At 63.6% G+C, this 18,464-nt stretch carries 14 protein-coding genes; 1 reads left to right on the forward strand and 13 read right to left on the reverse strand.

The genetic code is table 11. From position 1 onward, the window contains the following. Position 1: 1 nt before the first annotated feature. From VGE08_RS22655 to VGE08_RS22670, 4 genes are read right to left on the reverse strand one after another with little or no spacing between them, the layout of a single operon-like run. Positions 2 to 2,092, reverse strand: a complete 2,091-nt coding sequence (locus tag VGE08_RS22655) for a GlcG/HbpS family heme-binding protein (protein WP_331070202.1) — start codon at positions 2,090 to 2,092, stop codon at positions 2 to 4. Then, positions 2,089 to 3,822: a hypothetical protein gene (locus tag VGE08_RS22660; RefSeq protein WP_331070203.1), complete on the reverse strand. Its 1,734-nt coding sequence runs from the start codon at positions 3,820 to 3,822 to the stop codon at positions 2,089 to 2,091. Before VGE08_RS22660 ends, VGE08_RS22655 begins: the two co-directional genes overlap by 4 nt. A 12-nt stretch (positions 3,823 to 3,834) precedes the next feature. Further along, the gene (locus VGE08_RS22665) at positions 3,835 to 4,707 is read right to left on the reverse strand and encodes a hypothetical protein (RefSeq protein WP_331070204.1); all 873 of its coding nucleotides are present in this window, start codon (positions 4,705 to 4,707) and stop codon (positions 3,835 to 3,837) included. Next, positions 4,704 to 7,235 carry a cyclic nucleotide-binding domain-containing protein gene (locus VGE08_RS22670; RefSeq protein WP_331070205.1) on the reverse strand — a complete coding sequence of 844 codons (2,532 nt, stop codon included), beginning with the start codon at positions 7,233 to 7,235 and terminating at the stop codon, positions 4,704 to 4,706. Before VGE08_RS22670 ends, VGE08_RS22665 begins: the two co-directional genes overlap by 4 nt. 452 nt (positions 7,236 to 7,687) lie before the next feature. Between VGE08_RS22670 and VGE08_RS22675 the strand changes: the two genes are divergently transcribed. Further along, positions 7,688 to 9,682, forward strand: a complete 1,995-nt coding sequence (locus tag VGE08_RS22675) for a S8 family peptidase (RefSeq protein ID WP_331070206.1) — start codon at positions 7,688 to 7,690, stop codon at positions 9,680 to 9,682. Here VGE08_RS22675 and gabT read toward each other — a convergent pair. The 9 genes from gabT to aroA all read right to left on the reverse strand — a co-directional run bounded on the left by gabT (position 9,632) and on the right by aroA (position 18,453). Next, positions 9,632 to 10,942 (reverse strand): 4-aminobutyrate--2-oxoglutarate transaminase, encoded by a 1,311-nt coding sequence (gene gabT, locus VGE08_RS22680; RefSeq protein WP_331070207.1) that lies wholly within the window; start codon positions 10,940 to 10,942, stop codon positions 9,632 to 9,634. The genes VGE08_RS22675 and gabT overlap by 51 nt on opposite strands. Before the next feature lie 36 nt (positions 10,943 to 10,978). Then, on the reverse strand, positions 10,979 to 11,884 hold the full coding sequence (galU, locus tag VGE08_RS22685; RefSeq protein ID WP_331070208.1) for a UTP--glucose-1-phosphate uridylyltransferase GalU: 906 nt from the start codon (positions 11,882 to 11,884) through the stop codon (positions 10,979 to 10,981). Positions 11,885 to 12,018: 134 nt separating this feature from the next. Then, positions 12,019 to 12,342, reverse strand: a complete 324-nt coding sequence (locus tag VGE08_RS22690; protein ID WP_331070209.1) for a ComEA family DNA-binding protein — start codon at positions 12,340 to 12,342, stop codon at positions 12,019 to 12,021. A gap of 184 nt (positions 12,343 to 12,526) precedes the next feature. After that, entirely contained in the window at positions 12,527 to 13,723 is a 1,197-nt protein-coding gene (locus tag VGE08_RS22695) for a tetratricopeptide repeat protein (protein WP_331070210.1), read from the reverse strand. After that, on the reverse strand, positions 13,713 to 14,006 hold the full coding sequence (locus tag VGE08_RS22700) for a hypothetical protein (protein WP_331070211.1): 294 nt from the start codon (positions 14,004 to 14,006) through the stop codon (positions 13,713 to 13,715). Before VGE08_RS22700 ends, VGE08_RS22695 begins: the two co-directional genes overlap by 11 nt. A gap of 88 nt (positions 14,007 to 14,094) precedes the next feature. Then, a complete protein-coding gene (locus VGE08_RS22705; protein ID WP_116810269.1) occupies positions 14,095 to 14,397 on the reverse strand; it encodes an integration host factor subunit beta in 303 nt (100 codons plus the stop codon). A 132-nt stretch (positions 14,398 to 14,529) separates the two neighbouring features. Further along, positions 14,530 to 16,206, reverse strand: a complete 1,677-nt coding sequence (gene rpsA / locus VGE08_RS22710; protein ID WP_331070212.1) for a 30S ribosomal protein S1 — start codon at positions 16,204 to 16,206, stop codon at positions 14,530 to 14,532. 183 nt (positions 16,207 to 16,389) lie between these two features. Then, positions 16,390 to 17,073: a (d)CMP kinase gene (gene cmk / locus VGE08_RS22715; RefSeq protein WP_331070213.1), complete on the reverse strand. Its 684-nt coding sequence runs from the start codon at positions 17,071 to 17,073 to the stop codon at positions 16,390 to 16,392. A 48-nt stretch (positions 17,074 to 17,121) separates the two neighbouring features. Continuing rightward, entirely contained in the window at positions 17,122 to 18,453 is a 1,332-nt protein-coding gene (aroA, locus tag VGE08_RS22720; RefSeq protein ID WP_331070214.1) for a 3-phosphoshikimate 1-carboxyvinyltransferase, read from the reverse strand. Positions 18,454 to 18,464 lie beyond the last annotated feature (11 nt).

Below are 18,464 nucleotides of genomic sequence, written 5' to 3' on the forward strand. Positions count from 1 at the left end.
CTCACTTTCCTCCTCCACAAACATTGTCGTCCGTGCTGTCGATGAACGGCGCTTGCGGACATTGCACGTAACGAAGCCGAACGCCCATCGGCGTGAGCGTATCGGCGCGACGCTCGGGCGCCGCATTATTGATTGCGCCATTGAGCGCCAGCCCGGCGTTGTGCAGGCCCAGGAACGCCACCATGTCGTCCTGATCGACGCCATCACCGGAAACACCGACACCGCCCACCAGCGTGTCGCCTCGATAGATAGGCACACTGCCGGGGAAGATCTGCATGCCATTGGCGAGGCGCGAACCGGTGATCGTCTGCTGAGCACTCAGGTCGTTGTTGAGATTCACTCCCGCACAGCCGGGTGCGACATCGACCGGCGATGCGCCGGCAACGAACAGCACATGCTGCAGGATTGCATTGATGGACAGGTCGAGCTGCAGGCCGGTGGAAAACGGGCTCCACTGGCCGCGCGGCTTGCTCATCGGTCCCTGGCTCTCGGTGTTGATGCCGTCCGGAAAGAACGGGCGTGAAAGATTGCCGAAAGAACGATCGGTGAAGGCGATCCGGCCATCGGCGAGTGCATTGGGATCGCCCATGAATGTTCGGAACGCATCGACGTAACCACCAAGCGGGACGGCCTGCGCAATGCCCACTGCCGCGTCGGTCGTGCTGAGGTATTTCGCATCGGGCAGGGTCGCGATGAATGCCGCGGCCGAGTTGGACGACATGAAAGCGGCAGTTCTAGCCTTCTGCAAGGAAACGTCCACGCCGAACAACGGCGCATCGCGCGTCCGGGCGATGCCGAGAATCGCGCCTTGAGAGTCGACGACCGAAATCGTCACGCGAGCCTGCGAACCCGCCGGCCTGCGAATTTGTGCGCGCGCGCGGTTCGCCACATCCAACGCCGATTGCAGCAGCGTGCGCACTTCCGTTTCGGTGAGCACTGCCGGACCGACCACCGCCGCATCGGTGCCGTTCCTGGGGGGATAACGCAGCGTGTTGGTTTCATCGACCAGCACGAACGCATCCCGGCCCGGGAAATTCTGATCGCCGTCGGGACGAATGCCCGAGCCCGGCTGGCCGAACGCCGTGCCGTCGCGAATCACGCCATCCGTGTAGCCCGGCACCGCGATGAGCATGCCCACCGTGGGGCTCAGGGTATCGAAGGACGGCGCCGTTTGCGGATTGGTCGTGAGGTCGGAGAACTCGACATCGGTGAAGCGCAACACCTTGCCGTCGACGGTGATGCGATCGGCGCGCCTATCCACCGGCGCGCTGAAGCCGAACGTAGCCGCGAGCGCGATGGCTTCGTCGATATCGACGTCGCGATCCATGATGCTCTTGTCGATGCTGTAGAACCCGTCGGCCAGTACGCCGACACCACCGATCACCGTGCCGTTCTTGTACAGCGGGAAGCCGCCCGGATCGGCCGACAGGCCCAGCGGCGTGCGCTGCGGCCCGACACTGGGCCCGACATTGTTGAACTGACGAACCAGGTCGGAGCACGCCAGCGAGCTGAACTGCACACCGAACAGCGGGCCCGCCGGTTGCAGCATCTCGCCTGGATTGAAATTCTCCTGCACGATCTGGCTGGCGACGCGAGTGGAGAACGCGTTGCCTTCTGAAGACAGGTAGGCACCGGTCACTGCTTTGGCAATCGCCGCTGCTTGATCGATGTTCACCACGGCGGCCTGCACCGGCAACGTGATTCCTTCGAGTCCGCCGGTCACTGGCGCGTCGCCCAGCGGCGACGTCGTTATAGTCACCGTCCGCGTCGTCGGGTCGCCCATGCGATACACGGCGAGCACGTTGCCGACTCGGTCCACCACCGCGAATGTTGCATTCGTGCCGCGTCCTTGCGCTTCTGCCACGCCTTGCGCGATCACTCGTTGCACATCGGCGACGGTGAGATTCGATGCCGTGTTCTGACAGCTGCCATTGCACGACGGATTACTTGTATCAGTACCGGTCGTCGGCGTCACCGACGAACCCCCTGAGCAGGCCGCGAGCACCATTGCCGAGAACGGCAATAACAACATGCGCCACGCGCCAAGCTGCGTGCGAGTGCGTGCGCCAAGGTTTTCCAGATTCTGTCTCATGATCCAGCGAGTTCGCCCCCAGGCTCCCTTTCGGTTTCGCGGTCCAATTCTCGCGGGTGATATTCGTGGCAGCTCACGCATTGCACGGTTACTCGCTCGGCAGCGGCTCTATCGCCATGACACTCCGTGCACTTCGCAATGCCGGGTATCATCAGATCACTGCTGTCCTCGGATTTTCTGGCAGCATGACACGACAGGCACGCGTCATCGCCGGTCAGCTTGCCCTGGATGCGGTGGCTGCGATGATCGAAGCGGTTGGCCGGGAAGTAGTCGCGCGCAAAACGGATCGGGATGACCTGGAACCGATCGAACACGTTCGCGACCTTCGTATCGATCACGCCGTGACAGCCGACGCAACCGCGCCGCGTGAACTGGCTTTCGATTTCCTTGCGGGCACTGCGCATGGCGCAATCGAACGGCTCGCCTACGCACGTTTCCTCTTCCTGTTCACGCCCCGGCAGACGACGACGATCGCGCGGTGCCAAGCGGCCGGCATTCGGGTCGGAGAACTTGCGCGTGAAGTAATCCTGCAACGTGAGCACGACCTCGCGCGGTTTCCCGTGCGGCAACTGACGATCGGGCGCCGTGGGATCGAAAGTCAGCTCGTGACACTGCGCGCACTGATCTTCCATCTTGATGGGCGTGAAATGCTCGCCGTCCGACTCGAGACGATGGCAATCGCCGCAGTTCATCGGCCGGCTGTCGCCACGACGCAGCACTCGATCGGGATCGAGATGCTGCTGGTGGGAGAACTTCAGGTTCGACTGCTCGGCAGCCCGGTCCAGCTCGGCCACCAGCGTCTTCCATTCATAGGAGAAGCCCGAGCCGGCCGGCACCGTGGTGGACGTGAGCAGATGCGGCTTGAACTCGGGATGCCGCTCCAGCCCGAAGCCCAGCACACGATCGAGCTGGATCTGACCGAAGCCGTCCTCGGGATCGCCATGACAATCGACACACGCGCTATCGCTGCGGTTGACCAGGAAGGTCTGCGGCTCGTTGTGTTCGCGATGACAGGTCGCGCAGCGCGGCGTCGGGCCCAGCTCGGTGAGTGCCAGTCGAGCCGGTATGATGTGATCGTGCGTGGTGCTGTGACACTCCTGGCAGGCGGCGTCCTGTACGCGTTGGAACAATTTCTGGTGACAGGTATCGCAGCGATCGCCGATCGCCTGCTGATGCACCTGGTGCAGGGGTCCGGTGTTCCAGAACTTGTCACCCGGAATCCAGGCCGCGGTGTCGGTGCCGGCGCGATGCACTTTCATCACGATCATGGGCAGCGCCAGGCCGAACAGCATGACCAGCACGATGCCGGTCCAGGCCATGGTGCGCTTGCCGAGCCAGGTCTGCGCCAGGTCGGTGCGGAATGCGCTTTCGAAGGCGCTGGCGTCGACCAGATCGTTGGTTTGCAGCTCGATGGCGACGCTGAAACCCGGCGGCGGCTGCGCGATGCGCAGCTTGTGGCCGGCCAGCTCGATGAGGTCGCCTACCTTCAACTTGGCGACCGCACGCTTCCTGCCGTTGAGCCGCACCAGCTCGCCGCGCTTGCATTCGAGCATCAGCTGCGAGCCGACCTGGCGAATCACCGCGTGTTGAGCGGCGATGCCTCGGCCGAGCAATTGGATATTGCGATCGGCAGCGCTGCCGAGGGTCAGTTCCTTGGCGGTGATCTCGGTATCGTAGTACTCGGCGATACCGTCAGGACCTTCTCGAAGCTCACGTAGCAGTGCGTCCATGGTGTCCTCGCACTACCAGTAGAAGAAGGTGACGATGATGTGCAGCACCAGCGCCACGAGCAGCGCGATGGTGACCGGCACATGGAAGTACAGCCAGATCTTCAGCCAGCCGTACAAGCGAATGTCGCGGCGAATTCGTCGCAGCACCGCCTGCCTGCGACACAACAGCACGATCAACTGCTGCAAGTTGGCCGCTTCGGCACCCTTCGCGGCTCGCGGCAAGCGGGCACCGACGAAATCCACGACCGGCTGCTGATCGGTGTTGGGGACTGGCTTGCCCTCGCCGCGAATGAAATGCGAATCGTCGCGGGCGAACAGTTGCGAGTAGATGCCGCCGCCCAGCGTCGTGCGTTCGATGCTGCTATCGACGGCGATTGCGATGTCTGGAGCGCAGCGGCTCGCGATCGATCGCGCGCTGCGATCGAGCTCGAACAATTCGGCGAACAACTCCGCCCGCGCCCCGCCTTCGCGGTTCTTCGAGATGAGCTGCGGATAGCTCATATAGGTATACAGACCGAAGAAGCCGCTCAGGATCACCACGCACATCAGCACGTAGGCGAGCGTGTGCAGATTCCAGCCGATCTGGACGCCCGAATGCAAAGTGGCGACGACGATTAGCGTCGACCCCAAATAGACGTGCGCCGACGTCCAGCCCTGCACGGTACCCACGGTCGAGTGATAACGGCGTTTGCGAATGCCGAGCATGGTCAGCCACGCGATCAACAGCGCCCCGATCGTGCCGAGCACGTAGCCTTGCCACGTGCCCCCGTTCGGCGGTTGCGAATCCCCCTGCGTGACATACAACACGCATGCAAACACGATGAGCGCCAGCGACCACCACAGGTAGCGCGCGCCTCGATACATGAGGAGATTGCGATGGATCACCGCTTGCTCTCCTCGACCAGATCGATGAACTGCTCGGGCCCGATGCGAATCGCGGCGCCGGTCGGACAGGCGCGCACACAGGCAGGCCCGCCCTTGATGCCGACGCAGGCATCGCACTTGGTCGCTTTCTTGCCCTTTTCCTTGGCGCTCGCGGCCGGCTTGTAATCGGGCTGTTCGCCCGGTCCACTGCCACGAGCGAAGATCATCCAGGAAATCAGGCCCGGCTTCTTCGGTGCGTCGTACACCATGCGAATGACACCGTAAGGACAGTTCGCCTCGCAGTTGCCGCAGCCGATGCAGGTTTCGTTGATGTAGACCTCGCCGCTCTCCGACCTGCGTAGCGCGTTGGGCGGACAGTCCTTCATGCAGTGAGGCTGCTCGCAATGACGGCAGGAAATCGGAATGTGAATGTTGGCGAAAGTCGCACCGGCCTCGCGATCCAGGCGCGACACGCCCTCATGCGTTTCGGCGCAGGCCTTTTCGCAGTTGTCACAACCGACGCACAAGGCTTCGTCGATGACCAGCACGTTGGTGGCTTCGCCCAGTCCCTCCTCCATGAGGAAGTTCATCAAGGTGCCCGCCTCGGGGCGCACCTGCATACGCGCGTTGTCGACGACGCGCCGGCTCACGTCCTTCTGCAAGGGATCCAAGCGGGCATCGTCACGACGCGTCAGCTCCAGGAATTCCCTGCGCTTGATCTCGATCAGCTCGGCGGCCACGTTGGCCGTGGCGGTTTCGCGGCGCACCGGGTCACCCATCAGCGCCATCTCGCCGATGAGCTGTCCCGAGCGAACCTGCGACACCGGCGTGTCCTCGCCGGCCCGGCGACGTAACAACGTGATCGCGCCGGAGCGCAGCACGAACAGCGAGTCACCCATCTCGCCTTCAGTGAAGAGGACTTCGCCGGCCTTGAGCTTCCGCAACGTCACACGAGTCGCGATATTGCGCAGTTCGCGCAGCGAGGCGTATGGCGCGAAGTGCCGCTGCAGCTCGCGCACGATGAAAATCCAATCGATACCGCTGCGAACCTCCTCGTTGGAGTTCATCAGCTTCAACATGGTCCGGCGCGGCGTTTCCACCAGGATGCAGCCAGGACCGGCGATGGCTTTTTCCAGGCGCGGGCGGCCCGACAGCAAGCTCATCTCGCCGAAGAACTCGCCGCGTCCCAGGCGCGTGCGCAGCTTTTGCGGGCCGCTGGCTTCGAGCAGCACTTCGCCATCGACGATGGTGAAGAACGACGTGCCGAACTCGCCCGGCTGGTAGATCGTCTCGCCTTCGCGGATGACGCGAGTCATGCGCGGCCGCGGATCTTTCGTGGCCAGCCGCTTCTCCAACACGGCCATGCGCCGGCGCGCGTCGTCGAACTCGGCGCCGGGCGGGAACGCGACCATCAGATCGCTTTCAATCACCAGCTCGCGGAACGCCAGCGCGTTCATCTCGCGAAACATCGGGATCAGGGTCTGGAAGCGTTCGACGATCTCGTCCACCGAGCGCTCGAACGGCAGGCCGAAGAACTGATACTCCAGCAACGGATGATCGGCGGGCTTCACGTCGTTGCCGTTGATGAATTCGACCACGTCGTAGCCCTGGTTCATGGCCTGCTTGATCAGCGGGAAGCCGGCCAGCGAGCCGATGATGTATACACCCGGGACATTGCTTTCGTAATGACGCGACAACGCCGGGATGGCGTCGGCGCGCTCGTTGGGAAACTCGATTCCGATGGACTCGACGAACTTGCGCGGCGGAATCGCGCCCAGGCGCGCGATGATGCGATGGCACTGGATGGTCTTTTCACCCGCCGGTGTCTGCATCACCACGGTCAGCGGCATCGCGCCGTCTGACTGGGTGACGCTCTTGATGCTGGTTTCGTAATGACAATTCAAACGCCGTCGCGGATCGGTAATGGCCGCCACCACGGCGTTGAGGTTGGCGTCCTTGGCGCGGCTGAATTCCTTGCCGCGATTCAAGATCCAGACGTCGTTCTGCTCGGCCAGCGCCAGCGCGTTTTCGATGGCCGAATCGCCCGCGCCCACCACCAGAATGGTTTCGTTGGTGAATTCCTTGGGATCGTCGAGCTGATATTGAACGCGCTCCAGGTCCTCGCCCGGCACGCCGAGCTTGCGTGGATTGCCTTCGAGGCCGATGGCCAGCACCACGCGCGCGGCCTGGATGGTTTCGCCGCTGGCGAGCTGGATGGCGAACGCGCCCTTGTTGCCGCTGATCTTGCGGACCTCGGCCTGGTGCCGGATGTTTACATTGAGCTGGCGCAGACCGTCGCTCCAGGCCGACAGAATCTTCTCGCGGCTGCCGGCGGCGAATCCCAGATCGCTGCGCAGATCCAGGAAGCCGGGCTCGGCCATCACATGCTTGCCCTTCTGGTAGCGCTGGATGGTCTTGGCGTGCGCGCTGAAACCTTCGAGCAGGATGTAGCTGGGGCTGCTGCGCCTTGCCTGTCGATCACGCGCGGCGGCGCGTGCCGCTGCGCTCAGGCCCGCCGGGCCAGCGCCGATGATTGCGATTTGGTACATGCAGAAACAAATGCGCCAGCACTTGCTCCTCCCTGCTGCTTGCGACCCGCTGCCATCCCGAATTTCTTATTGCCGAGTATTGTTAAATTCGCGACTGATGCTAACCACCCCGTCGTGGCGCCCGCAAGGTGTCCCCTGTGCGCTACGTCACGGAATCCAGGATGTTTGCTCCAGCGAATGGATGAACCAGAGCGCCGCCTCGCAAGTGCGGTGATGAGCGAGCTGATGCGACCGAACCCAGTGTGTGACTCCAGGGCGTTTCGTGCCCCGGCCCCAAGTGGATGCGCCGGGCCGGCCATGGCCACGGAAATATTCATCCCCGGTACACGGACTGCCTGCTCTCATCGGCGTACCAACGATGCGTCCGGTCGCCTCCGGTGGACGTCAGCCCACGCGGCTTACGTTCGTCTCGGCAGCGACGTAGACTTCCGCCAGGCTTCAAGGAACTGCCAATGAAGATGTTCGTCGCCGTCCTCGCCGCGCTGATCGCCATCCCGGCACTCGGCCAGGCACAGGAATCCCAGGGACCGCTACGCTCGCGCGCCCCGGCGGATACCGATCAGATCATCGTGAAGTGGCGCAGCGGCGCGAAAACGACGCTCGCGGCGCCGGCGGCTCAAAAGGCCGGCAAGCTGTCCGTCCGCTCGGGATTGGGCATCCAGCACAAACGCCGCAGCGGCAGCCCCAACACGGATGTATTCAAGCTCGAGCGCCGCATGAGCGGCGGCGAATTGCAGGCCGTGCTGGACCGGCTCAACGCCGATCCCGATGTGGAGTACGCCGTCGCCGACAGGCGCCGCCAGATCCAGCAGATCCCGACCGATGCGCTGGCCATGGATCAATGGTATTTCCTGAGCGTGCAGCCGGCGGCGACCCGCACCGACCAGGCCTGGGATCTCACCACTGGCAGCGCTTCGACCGTGGTGGCGGTGCTCGACACCGGCGTGCGCTACAACCATCCGGATCTCACTAGCAAGCTGCTGCCCGGCTATGACTTCATCACCGACCCGCTGATAGCCAACGACGCTGACGGGCCGGATGCCGACGCCAGCGATCCCGGCGATTGGATCGACTCCGCCGATCGCTCCAGTGAGGTCTTCAGAAACTGCGACACCAGCCCGAGCTCCTGGCACGGCACGCGCGTTGCCAGCCTGATCGGTGCAGCGGCCAACGACGGTAACGATCTGGTCGGTGCCGGCTGGGCCACGCGCATCCTGCCGGTGCGAGTGCTGGGCAAATGCGGTGGCTTCGACTCCGACATCATCGATGGCATGCGCTGGGCCGCCGGCCTGCCGGTCGACGGCGCACCGGCCAATCCCACGCCCGCCAAGATCATCAACATGAGCCTGGGCGGCGACGGCGCTTGCAGCGCCGCCTATCAGAGCACGGTAAACGAAATCATTGCCCAGGGATCGTTGATCGTGGCGTCCGTCGGCAACGACGGCATCCCGGTCGGCACGCCCGCGAATTGCAATGGCGTGCTGGGTGTCAGTGGCATTCGCCACGTGGGCACGAAAGTCGGTTACAGCAATCTCGGCACTGGCGCGGACATTGCCGCGCCTGCCGGCAACTGCGTAAACGCCGGCCCACCTTTCAGCACCGATTCGCCTTGCGTGTTCGCCATATCGGTAGCCATCGATTCGGGCACGACAGCGCCGCAAGCGAGCACCTACAGCGACCCGGTCAACCGGCCGAATTACGGGACCAGCTTCTCCGCGCCGCTGGTCGCCGGAGCCGCGGCCTTGATGCATTCGGTGAATCCACGGCTCACGCCGTCGCAGTTCACAGCTCTGTTGCAGGAAACGGCCGCGCCTTTCCCCACTTCGAGCACCACGACCACGAACATCTGCCGTGTGCCGACCACCTTCGTGCAAGGTCAGGAATGCATTTGCACCACCGTGACTTGTGGTGCCGGCATGCTCGACACGTTCGCCGCCGTGAGTGCGGCGATGAAGCCCTTCGGTATCGTGCAGGCAAGCGGCACGATCGAGCCGAATACCGCCGTGGATATCAGCGGCAGCACCAGCTTCGGTGCATACGACACCACGGCCGCCGCCAGCCGGCCCATCACTTCCTATCAGTGGAGCGTGGTCAACGTGACGGGTGCCACGCCGAGCATCGTCGACGCCGCGGCGGCATCGACGACGTTGCAGGTTTCTGGAAACAGCCGCTTCACGCTGCGGCTCACGGTGACGGACGCTGCCGGCGGGACCGATGACACCGATTTCGCGATGGTCACCAGCACACCGCCGGAGCCACAGACACCGCCCGCCTCGACGCCCATCGGCACGGGCGGGGGCGGGGGTGGTGGCGGCAGCTTCGACTGGTGGTTGCTGGTGCTCGGCCTGTTGCCGCTGGTCCTGTCCGGTCCCCGCCGCCGCAAGCCGTTGCCGAGCTCAGCCGGTCGCGGCCACCGGCGCCGTCGCGGCAAGTACTTCGCGGAGTGATTTCTCGATGATGTCCAGGCCCTCGCCAATGAGGGCATCGGACGCGGTGAGCGGCACCAGCAGACGAATGACGTTGCCGTAAACGCCGCAAGAGAGCAGTACCAGGCCGTTGGCCGCCGAGCGCTGGACCAGCGCCTTGGCGAGGTCTGCATCGGGCGAATTGGCGTCGCGATTGCGCACCAACTCCATCGCGACCATCGCGCCCAAGCCACGCACTTCACCGATGCAGGTGAGCTCGACCTGCAGCTTGCGCAGCCGCTGCGTGAGAACCTCGCCAACCTTCACCGCCCGCGCGGGCAACTTCTCTTTTTCCATCACTTCAATGACAGCGAGCGCGGCCGCGCAGCTCACCGCCGAGCCGGCGTAGGTGCCGCCGAGACCGCCGGGGATCGGCGCGTCCATGATGTGCTGTTTGCCCACCACGGCCGCAAGCGGGAAGCCACCCGCCAGGCTCTTCGCCATGGTCATCAGATCCGGCTCCACGCCGTAGTGCTCGACCGCGAACATCTTGCCGGTGCGTGCAAAGCCGGTCTGGATTTCATCGACGATGAGCACGATGCCGTGCTTGTCACAGAGCGCGCGCAGCGCCTTGAGAAACTCGGGGGGTGCCGCGTAGAAACCGCCTTCGCCCAACACCGGTTCGATGATGATGGCGGCAACGCGCGAGGGCTCGACGTCGCATTTGAAAAGCTGGTCAATCGCTTCGAGACTGTCTTCGCTGCTCACGCCGTGATACGTCATCGGAAACGGCACGTGATAAACGTCCCCCGGGAACGGACCGAAGCCCACCTTGTACGGCGACACTTTGCCGGTGAGAGCCATCGCCATGTACGTGCGGCCGTGGAAGCCGCCGCCAAAGGCGATGACCGCGGAACGGCCAGTGTGAGCACGCGCGATCTTGATCGCGTTTTCCACCGCTTCCGCGCCCGTCGTCACCAACATGGTCTTCTTCGGCGTCGGGCCTGGAACCAGCGCATTCAACTTTTCAGCCAGCTCCACCGCCACGCGATACGGAGTGATCATCACGCATGTATGCGTGAAGCCCGTGTCCAACTGCTTCATCACCGCAGCTTTCACATGCGGATGCAGGTGGCCGGTGTTCAACACCGCGATACCGCCGGCAAAGTCGATGAAGCGGCGGCCTTCCGCATCCCACAACTCGGCGTTCTGCCCCTTCTCGATATAGACGGGCAGCATGGTGGACATGCCCTTGGTGAGCGCGGCGTTGCGCCGGTGGTGCAAGTCTGAATTGGCTGACATGAAGGTTCTCGAAAGACTAGTGGGAACAGTTGACGATCAGTTCTTTTGTGCGAGCGTCGTGGCGGCGAGATTGCGCAAATAATCGTGGAACTTGGTGCCGAGGCTGTCGTGCTTCAAACCGTATTCCACGGTGGCCTGCAGGTAGCCGAGCTTGCTGCCGCAGTCGTACCGCTTGCCTTCGAACTCATAGGCATACACCGGTTCTTCGCCCAACAGGTCGGCGATCGCATCGGTGAGCTGGATTTCACCGCCGGCACCGCGGCCGGTGTTCTCGAGCTTGGCGAAGATCGTCGGCGACAGCAGGTAGCGTCCCACCACGGCGAGCGTCGACGGCGCGTTCTGCGGACGCGGCTTCTCGACGATCTGCTTGACCAGGCTGACGCGCCCTTCGCGCTCTTCGGTTGCGACGATGCCGTACTTGTCCGTTTCGCTGCGAGGCACGGTCTCTACACCAAGCACGCTGCCGCCACGCTCCGCATACACTTGCGCCATCTGTCGCAAGCACGGCGTGGCTGCATCTATCAAGTCGTCGGCGAGATGCACGAAGAAAGGCTCATCACCCACCACCGGCTTGGCGCACAACACGGCATGGCCGAGGCCCAACGGCGATGGCTGACGAATATAGATGCAGCTGGCCCACGAAGGCACGATGTCCTTGAGCGCTTTGAGCAACTCGGTCTTGCCCTGCGACTCGAGCGCCTCTTCCAATTCGTGATCGGTATCGAAGTGATCTTCGATGGCGCGCTTGGAGCTGCCAGTGATGAATACCAGCTTGCGCGCGCCGGCCGCGAGCGCCTCTTCGGCGGCATACTGGATCAGCGGCTTGTCGACGATCGGCAACATCTCTTTGGGGCTGGCCTTGGTGGCTGGCAAGAATCGGGTGCCGCGCCCGGCCACCGGAAATACTGCCGTCCGGATCTCTGTCGTCGCTACGTTCGCCACTGCTGATCTCCACTGAAGTGTAAAGGGCGCGACGCGATGATATCGCAGGGCGCTGACATCCAGGGGCACGAAGGCGCGGCCCAGTGCCCGGTCACTGGTGACTTCCGAGTGACCGGGCTGCGCTGGCGTGGCTGTCAACTGCCTTTACGGGAATCGACGGTCGCGGAATCCATACGGATGTTGGCGCGGTTTCGTTCCAGGGTTTTGGCACCGATGCCCTTGATCTTGCGCAGATCCTCGACGCTCTTGAAGGCGCCGTTCTGTTCGCGATAGGCAACGATGTCCTGTGCCTTGCTGAGCCCGATGCCCTGCAACTCCCTGGCGATGGTAGCGGCGTCGGCACTGTTGATGTCCACCGGACCGGCCCAGACCGTCGCCGGCAGCAGACTGCAGATCAATAGTTGCACTGCGTAACGCACCCTGCCTGGCGCACCGCTGAGGGAACGATTGTTCGACATGATTCTCTCCTTGAATATTCCAATTGAACGATCCAGACGAATGATCGAGACCTGAGCACTGACAGCTGGAATCTGTCTCGGTCCATCTGTCGCGGGAGATTGTCGATCGACAGACGTGGTGCGGAATGCGCGATATCCGGGCGATTCACCCGGAAACTCGTCTTTTCTTGGGCCGCGGAGTGTGCTAGCGGCGCTGCATGCCCGGGGTGAGATCCAGCAACGCCACCGGGGCGAATGCATCCCAGCTGCGACAACCGGGGCATTGCCAGAAATGCGCCGCGCTGGCGAAACCGCAATCCACGCAGCGATAGCGCTGCGTGCGCCGCAGGACTCGTCCCAGCGCCGTCGCCAGCGCAGTGCGTTGTTCGGGGCTCAGTTGTGCCGGATCGCCGCTGGTCGCGCTGACGATCTCGCCGAGCGTCGAGTCCTCACGCAGCAGGTCGGGCAAACACTCGCGCACGAACGGTTCCCGCTCGAGACCCGCCACGATGGCGGCATACGCCAGCTCGGCGCGAGCCACCGGATCCGGCCGCATCCATGACTGGAAACGCCGCTCTATAGCGCGCGCATCAGTGTCGCGCATGGCACGCATCACGCGAGGCAGTGCCAGCGTCAGAAGTTTCGGATGCAACTCGACCGTTCGCTGGCATAACAAAGCGGCCAGCTCCGGTTGATTCATGTCGAGCGCAATGTCGGCTCGAATCAGAGCGCCGCGAGGAAAGTTACGTTGCACGTCGCGCGCCAGGTGCAGTTGCTGCCGGGCGCCTTCGAAGTCGCCTTTCGCACGCATCTGCTCCGCCAGCTCGCAGTGATAGTGCGCGATTGCCGTTGGATGCTCCGGGGAAGCGACCGCGACCAGGCGCCGATGCGTGGCGATCGCTTGTTCCCAGTCGCGCTGCTGCTCGTAGATGCGCAACAGGTAGCGCAGCGCTGGCACATGACGGCTGCCGCCAGCGGCGAGTTGTAGAAACAAACGTTCGGCGCGATCGAACAGGCCGGCGCGAAAGTAATCTTCACCCAGAGCAAACATCGCATGCACGCGATGCTCGTCGCGCAGCGACGGGCGCGCCATGATGTTTTCGTGAACGCGAATGGCGCGCTCCACTTCACCGCGCCGGCGATACAGGTTGCCCAGCGCGAAGTGAGTTTCGACGGTGTCGTTGTCGACATCGACCATCCGCAGGAACACTTCGAGCGCCTTGTCCGGCTCTTCATCGAGCAGGAAACTCAGGCCACGAAAGTATTCTTCGGAAAGCCGGTTGGCAGTGGGATTGGATTGCGACGCGCCGGCACCGGAACGATAGCGGCCGAACAGCCAGCCGGCGGCTGCGGCGATGAACAGCGCAGCGATCAGCAGAAGCGACGGCGAGTCAGCCGGCATTTTCCCCCGCCGCGGCGGCCGCATCGCGTGCCTTCTGCTCCGCCAGCCGCAATGCGCGTCGCAACCGGCCGCGCTCATTGAGCAACTCGGCCACCCAGTACACGCGCCAGATCAGCCCCGCGACCAGGCCGGCCACGAACGCCACGACCAGCGCCAGCCCCAGCGGCGTCGCGATGCGCAGGAACGCCAGTTCCACTTCGACACGATTCAAGTTCATGGCGCTGACCAGCAGCGCGACCAGCGCGGCGAGTGCCGCTGAAAAATAGAAAACCACGCGGGACATGGGAAGCGGTTGGCGGTTAGCGGTTGGTGGTTAGTTTAAGAGGCGAGCGCCGCTCTGACCAACCACTAACCGCCAACCGCCAGCCACTTTAATCTCGGATCGGACTGCCGGCGCCTTCGTTGACGCGCTCGCGCAGATCCTTGCCGGGCTTGAAGTGCGGCACGTACTTGCCGGACAGCGCCACGGTCTCGCCAGTCTTGGGATTGCGCCCCTGGCGCGGCGGCCGGAAATGCAGGGAAAAGCTGCCGAAGCCACGGATCTCGATGCGACCGCCCTGCGCCAGGGCGTCGCTCATGATCTCCAGCACCTGCTTCACTGCCAGCTCCACGTCCTTGGCCGGCAGATGTTTTTGCTTGGCTGCAATGAGCTCGATGAGTTCCGATTTGGTCATGCTCGGGCCCGTTGTTGTTCTTCCACCAAAGCTGCCGTGACAAGTACGGACAAACCTGTCGTGACAGGCACGGAGGTGGCCAGAGCCACCCCCGCGCCGCTGATCGTCACGCCACAATCATGTGGGCACAGGTTAATTGTCCTGGCCTCCGATGTGCTCCTTCAGCAGATCGCCCAGGCTGGTGCCGGCCGAGGTCTCGCTGGTGCGGTAGTTCGAGACCACCTCGGCTTCCTCGTGGATCTCCTTCGCCTTGATCGACAGGGCGATGGTGCGGCTCTTGCGATCGACGTTGGTGAAGCGGGCTTCCACTTCCTGGTCGACCTTCAGCACCGTGCGGGCATCTTCCACGCGATCGCGCGACAGCTCGGAGGCACGCAGGTGGCCTTCCACGCCGCCGCCCAGATCGATGATGGCACCCTTGGCATCGACCTCGCGGACGGTGCCCTTGACGATGGTGCCCTTGGGATGCTCGGCGATCCAGGTCGAGAACGGATCCTTCGCCAGCTGCTTGATGCCCAGCGAAATGCGCTCGCGCTCCGGATCGATCGACAGCACCATGGCTTCGACCTGCTGGCCCTTCTGGTAGTTGCGCACCGCCTCTTCGCCCGGGATGTCCCAGGAGATGTCGGAGAGGTGCACCAGGCCGTCGATGCCGCCCGACAGGCCGATGAAGATGCCGAAGTCGGTGATCGACTTGATCTGGCCGCTGACCTTGTCGCCGCGGTTGAAGTTGTCGCCGAAGTCCTTCCACGGGTTCGACTGGCACTGCTTGATGCCGAGGCTGATACGACGACGCTCCTCGTCGATGTCCAGCACCATGACTTCCACTTCCTGGCCGATGTGCACGACCTTGGAGGGATTCACGTTCTTGTTGGTCCAGTCCATTTCGGACACGTGCACCAGACCTTCCACGCCCTCTTCGATTTCCACGAAGCAGCCGTAGTCGGCGATGTTGGTGACCTTGCCGAACAGGCGCGAGCCGGTCGGGTAACGACGGGCGATGTTCTGCCACGGGTCGTTGCCCAGCTGCTTGATGCCGAGGCTGACGCGCTGACGCTCGCGGTCGAACTTCAGGATGCGCACGTCGATCTCGTCACCCACGGTGACGACTTCCGACGGATGCTTGACGCGCTTCCACGCCATGTCGGTGATGTGCAGCAGGCCGTCGATGCCGCCGAGGTCGACGAACGCACCGTAATCGGTGAGGTTCTTGACCGTGCCCTTGACCACCGCGCCCTCCTGCAGCTTCTCCAGCAGCTCGGAACGCTCGGCGCTGTACTCCTGCTCGACCACGGCGCGGCGCGAGACCACGACGTTGTTGCGCTTCTGGTCCAGCTTGATGACCTTGAATTCGAGGGTCTTGCCTTCGAGGTAGGAGGGATCGCGCACCGGACGCACATCGACCAGCGAGCCCGGCAGGAACGCGCGGACGAAGTCGATCTCGACGGTGAAGCCGCCCTTGACGCGGCCATTGATGACGCCCTTGACGATCTCCTGCTTCTCGAACGCCTGTTCGAGACGCGACCAGGTGCGAGCACGCTTGGCCTTTTCGCGCGACAGGCGCGTTTCGCCAGTGCCGTCCTCGACGCTGTCGAGGGCGACTTCAACGTCGTCGCCGACGCTGACTTCAATCTCGCCACGGTCGTTCTTGAATTGCTCGACCGGGATCACGGCCTCGCTCTTGAGCCCAGCGTTGACGAGCACCACGTCGGGCCCGACTTCCACCACCCGGCCAGTGAGGATGGCGCCTGGCTTGATCCGCTGGGAGGCCAGGCTTTCTTCGAACAGTTGCGCAAAACTTTCGGTCATGAGTACTTCCGGGGCCACTCTGGGCCCGCTTGGGTTGTCCTGTCGGCATCCGCTCCGATCAGGGGTTGTTGCATCGAGCCGCGCATCCAGCGCGGCGTCACCATGAAATCAAACGATCATCCACGAGTCGAAAGCGGGCCAAGGCCCTCTCGACCAGAAACCAATAACGCCTTCAGCTGGGAATCAACGACGGGCGAAACGTGCGGCGGCCAGCTCCAGAACCCTGGCCAGGACGGCGTCAATCGTCATCGAGGTGGAGTCCACGATCACAGCGTCATCCGCGGGCTTCAGCGGGGCGATCGGGCGGCTTGCGTCGCGTCGGTCACGCTCGGCGATGTCCAGCGAAAGGGCGGCGAGGTTAGCATCCAGGCCCTTGTCTTTCAACTGGTTATAGCGGCGTCGCGCCCGCTCTTCGGCGCTCGCCGTGAGGTATATTTTGAGGCCCGCGCCGGGAAAAACAACCGTTCCCATGTCCCGGCCGTCAGCCACCAGCCCGGGAGGCCGCGCGAATGCACGCTGGCGCTCTAATAGGGCCGCCCGGACGCCCGGCATGGCCCCCACCCGGGAAGCACCCTCGCCGGCCTGCTCGGTCCGGATGGCTTTGCTGACCTCCTCGCCCTCCAGCCAGATTTCTTCGCCGCCGTCCGGGGCGAGGCCGAATCTGACATCCAGCTGCTCGGCCACGCGCTGGTGCGCGCTTTGGTCGTCCGGGCAGAGGCCCTTGCGCTGGGCCGCATGAGCCACCAGGCGATACAGCGCACCGCTATCCAGCAGATGCCAGCCGAGCTGGTCGGCCACCCGCCGGGCAATGGTGCCCTTGCCCGAGCCGCTCGGGCCGTCGATGGTCAGAATGGGAATATCCGTCATCGGTGGGGTCCGGCGGCGTCATCCGTCATGTTGCATCCGGCAACGGTATCAGTCATGCACCTTGACATTCAGGCCGGCGGACGCCGCCGTGCCCGGGAAATCCGGGAACGAGGTGGCGACGTTCGCCACATCCAGGATCTTGATCGGCGCGGCCGCGCGCAAGCTTGCCACCGAGAACGACATGGCGATTCGATGGTCGCCGTGACTGTCGATCGTGCCGCCGGAAAACACCTTGGCCGATGCGTTGGCCGACTGCCGCCCCTGAATGCGAATCCCATCGCGCAGGACTTCGCAGTCCACACCCATCGCTTTCAACCCTTCCGCCATGACGGCAATCCGGTCGCTCTCTTTCACGCGCAATTCTTCGGCGCCGGTCACAAGGGTTTCACCCTGGGCGCAGGCCGCAGCCACGAACAACACCGGAAACTCATCAATGGCCAGCGGCACCAGGTGTTCCGGTACATGAATGCCCTTGAGCTGCGCCGGCCGCACTTCGATATCGGCGACCGGCTCGGCACCGGCGGAGCGATGATTCACCACCCGCAGATCGGCGCCCATCAGCGCCAGGATATCCAGCAAGCCGGTGCGTGTCGGATTGATGCCGACACCGGTGATCGTGAGCACGGCATCCAGCTTGGGATTGATCGAACCGGCGACCATGAAAAAGGCCGCGGAAGAAAAATCGCCCGGCACTTCCAGCGAACAGGCTTGCAGTTGCGTCGGCGGCGTCAGCGCCACTTCGCCATGAGCCGCGTCCACCTGGCAACCGAAGCTCAGCAGCATGCGCTCGGTATGGTCGCGGGTGACCGCCGGCTCGATGACCGTGGTCGGACTGTTTGCATATAAACCGGCGAGCAGCACGGCCGACTTCACCTGCGCGCTGGCCACCGGCAATTCGTAACGAATGCCCTTCAGCGTCGCGCCGCCTTTGATTTTCACTGGCGGCTTGCCGTCGAGTGTCTCTATTCGAGCACCCATTTCACGCAGCGGCTTGGCGACACGCTCCATCGGACGTTTCATCAGCGACGCATCGCCGATCAGCTCGCTGTCGAACGACTGACCGGACAACAGGCCGGTCATCAGGCGCATCGCCGTGCCGGAGTTGCCCATGTCCAGGGCATGGCCGGCCGGCCGCAAACCGCGCAGGCCGACACCATGTACTCGCACCGCCTGCGGTCCGATCTGCTCGATGCGCACCCCCAAGGCCCGCATGGCTTTCATGGTTGACAGGCAATCTTCGCTCTCCAGGAAGCCGCGAACCTCGGTGACGCCATCGGCGATGCTGCCGAGCATGAGGGAGCGGTGCGAAACGGACTTGTCGCCGGGAACGCGGACCGCGCCGGAGACGGCTGAAACGGGCTCGACTAGGTAGTACGACATCGAATATTCGT

The sequence above is a fragment of the Steroidobacter sp. genome (assembly GCF_036406195.1).
In the GTDB taxonomy this organism is placed as follows: domain Bacteria; phylum Pseudomonadota; class Gammaproteobacteria; order Steroidobacterales; family Steroidobacteraceae; genus Steroidobacter.

What these genes read in the sequence shown, in the direction of transcription:
- cmk (WP_331070213.1), bottom strand. Translation starts at nt 17,073, where the DNA reads ATGACGGATATTCCCATTCTGACCATCGACGGCCCGAGCGGCTCGGGC.
- aroA (WP_331070214.1), bottom strand. Translation starts at nt 18,453, where the DNA reads ATGTCGTACTACCTAGTCGAGCCCGTTTCAGCCGTCTCCGGCGCGGTC.
- VGE08_RS22670 (WP_331070205.1), bottom strand. Translation starts at nt 7,235, where the DNA reads ATGTACCAAATCGCAATCATCGGCGCTGGCCCGGCGGGCCTGAGCGCA.
- VGE08_RS22690 (WP_331070209.1), bottom strand. Translation starts at nt 12,342, where the DNA reads ATGTCGAACAATCGTTCCCTCAGCGGTGCGCCAGGCAGGGTGCGTTAC.
- VGE08_RS22675 (WP_331070206.1), top strand. Translation starts at nt 7,688, where the DNA reads ATGAAGATGTTCGTCGCCGTCCTCGCCGCGCTGATCGCCATCCCGGCA.
- VGE08_RS22655 (WP_331070202.1), bottom strand. Translation starts at nt 2,092, where the DNA reads ATGAGACAGAATCTGGAAAACCTTGGCGCACGCACTCGCACGCAGCTT.
- VGE08_RS22695 (WP_331070210.1), bottom strand. Translation starts at nt 13,723, where the DNA reads ATGCCGGCTGACTCGCCGTCGCTTCTGCTGATCGCTGCGCTGTTCATC.
- VGE08_RS22660 (WP_331070203.1), bottom strand. Translation starts at nt 3,822, where the DNA reads ATGGACGCACTGCTACGTGAGCTTCGAGAAGGTCCTGACGGTATCGCC.
- VGE08_RS22705 (WP_116810269.1), bottom strand. Translation starts at nt 14,397, where the DNA reads ATGACCAAATCGGAACTCATCGAGCTCATTGCAGCCAAGCAAAAACAT.
- VGE08_RS22700 (WP_331070211.1), bottom strand. Translation starts at nt 14,006, where the DNA reads ATGTCCCGCGTGGTTTTCTATTTTTCAGCGGCACTCGCCGCGCTGGTC.
- rpsA (WP_331070212.1), bottom strand. Translation starts at nt 16,206, where the DNA reads ATGACCGAAAGTTTTGCGCAACTGTTCGAAGAAAGCCTGGCCTCCCAG.
- gabT (WP_331070207.1), bottom strand. Translation starts at nt 10,942, where the DNA reads ATGTCAGCCAATTCAGACTTGCACCACCGGCGCAACGCCGCGCTCACC.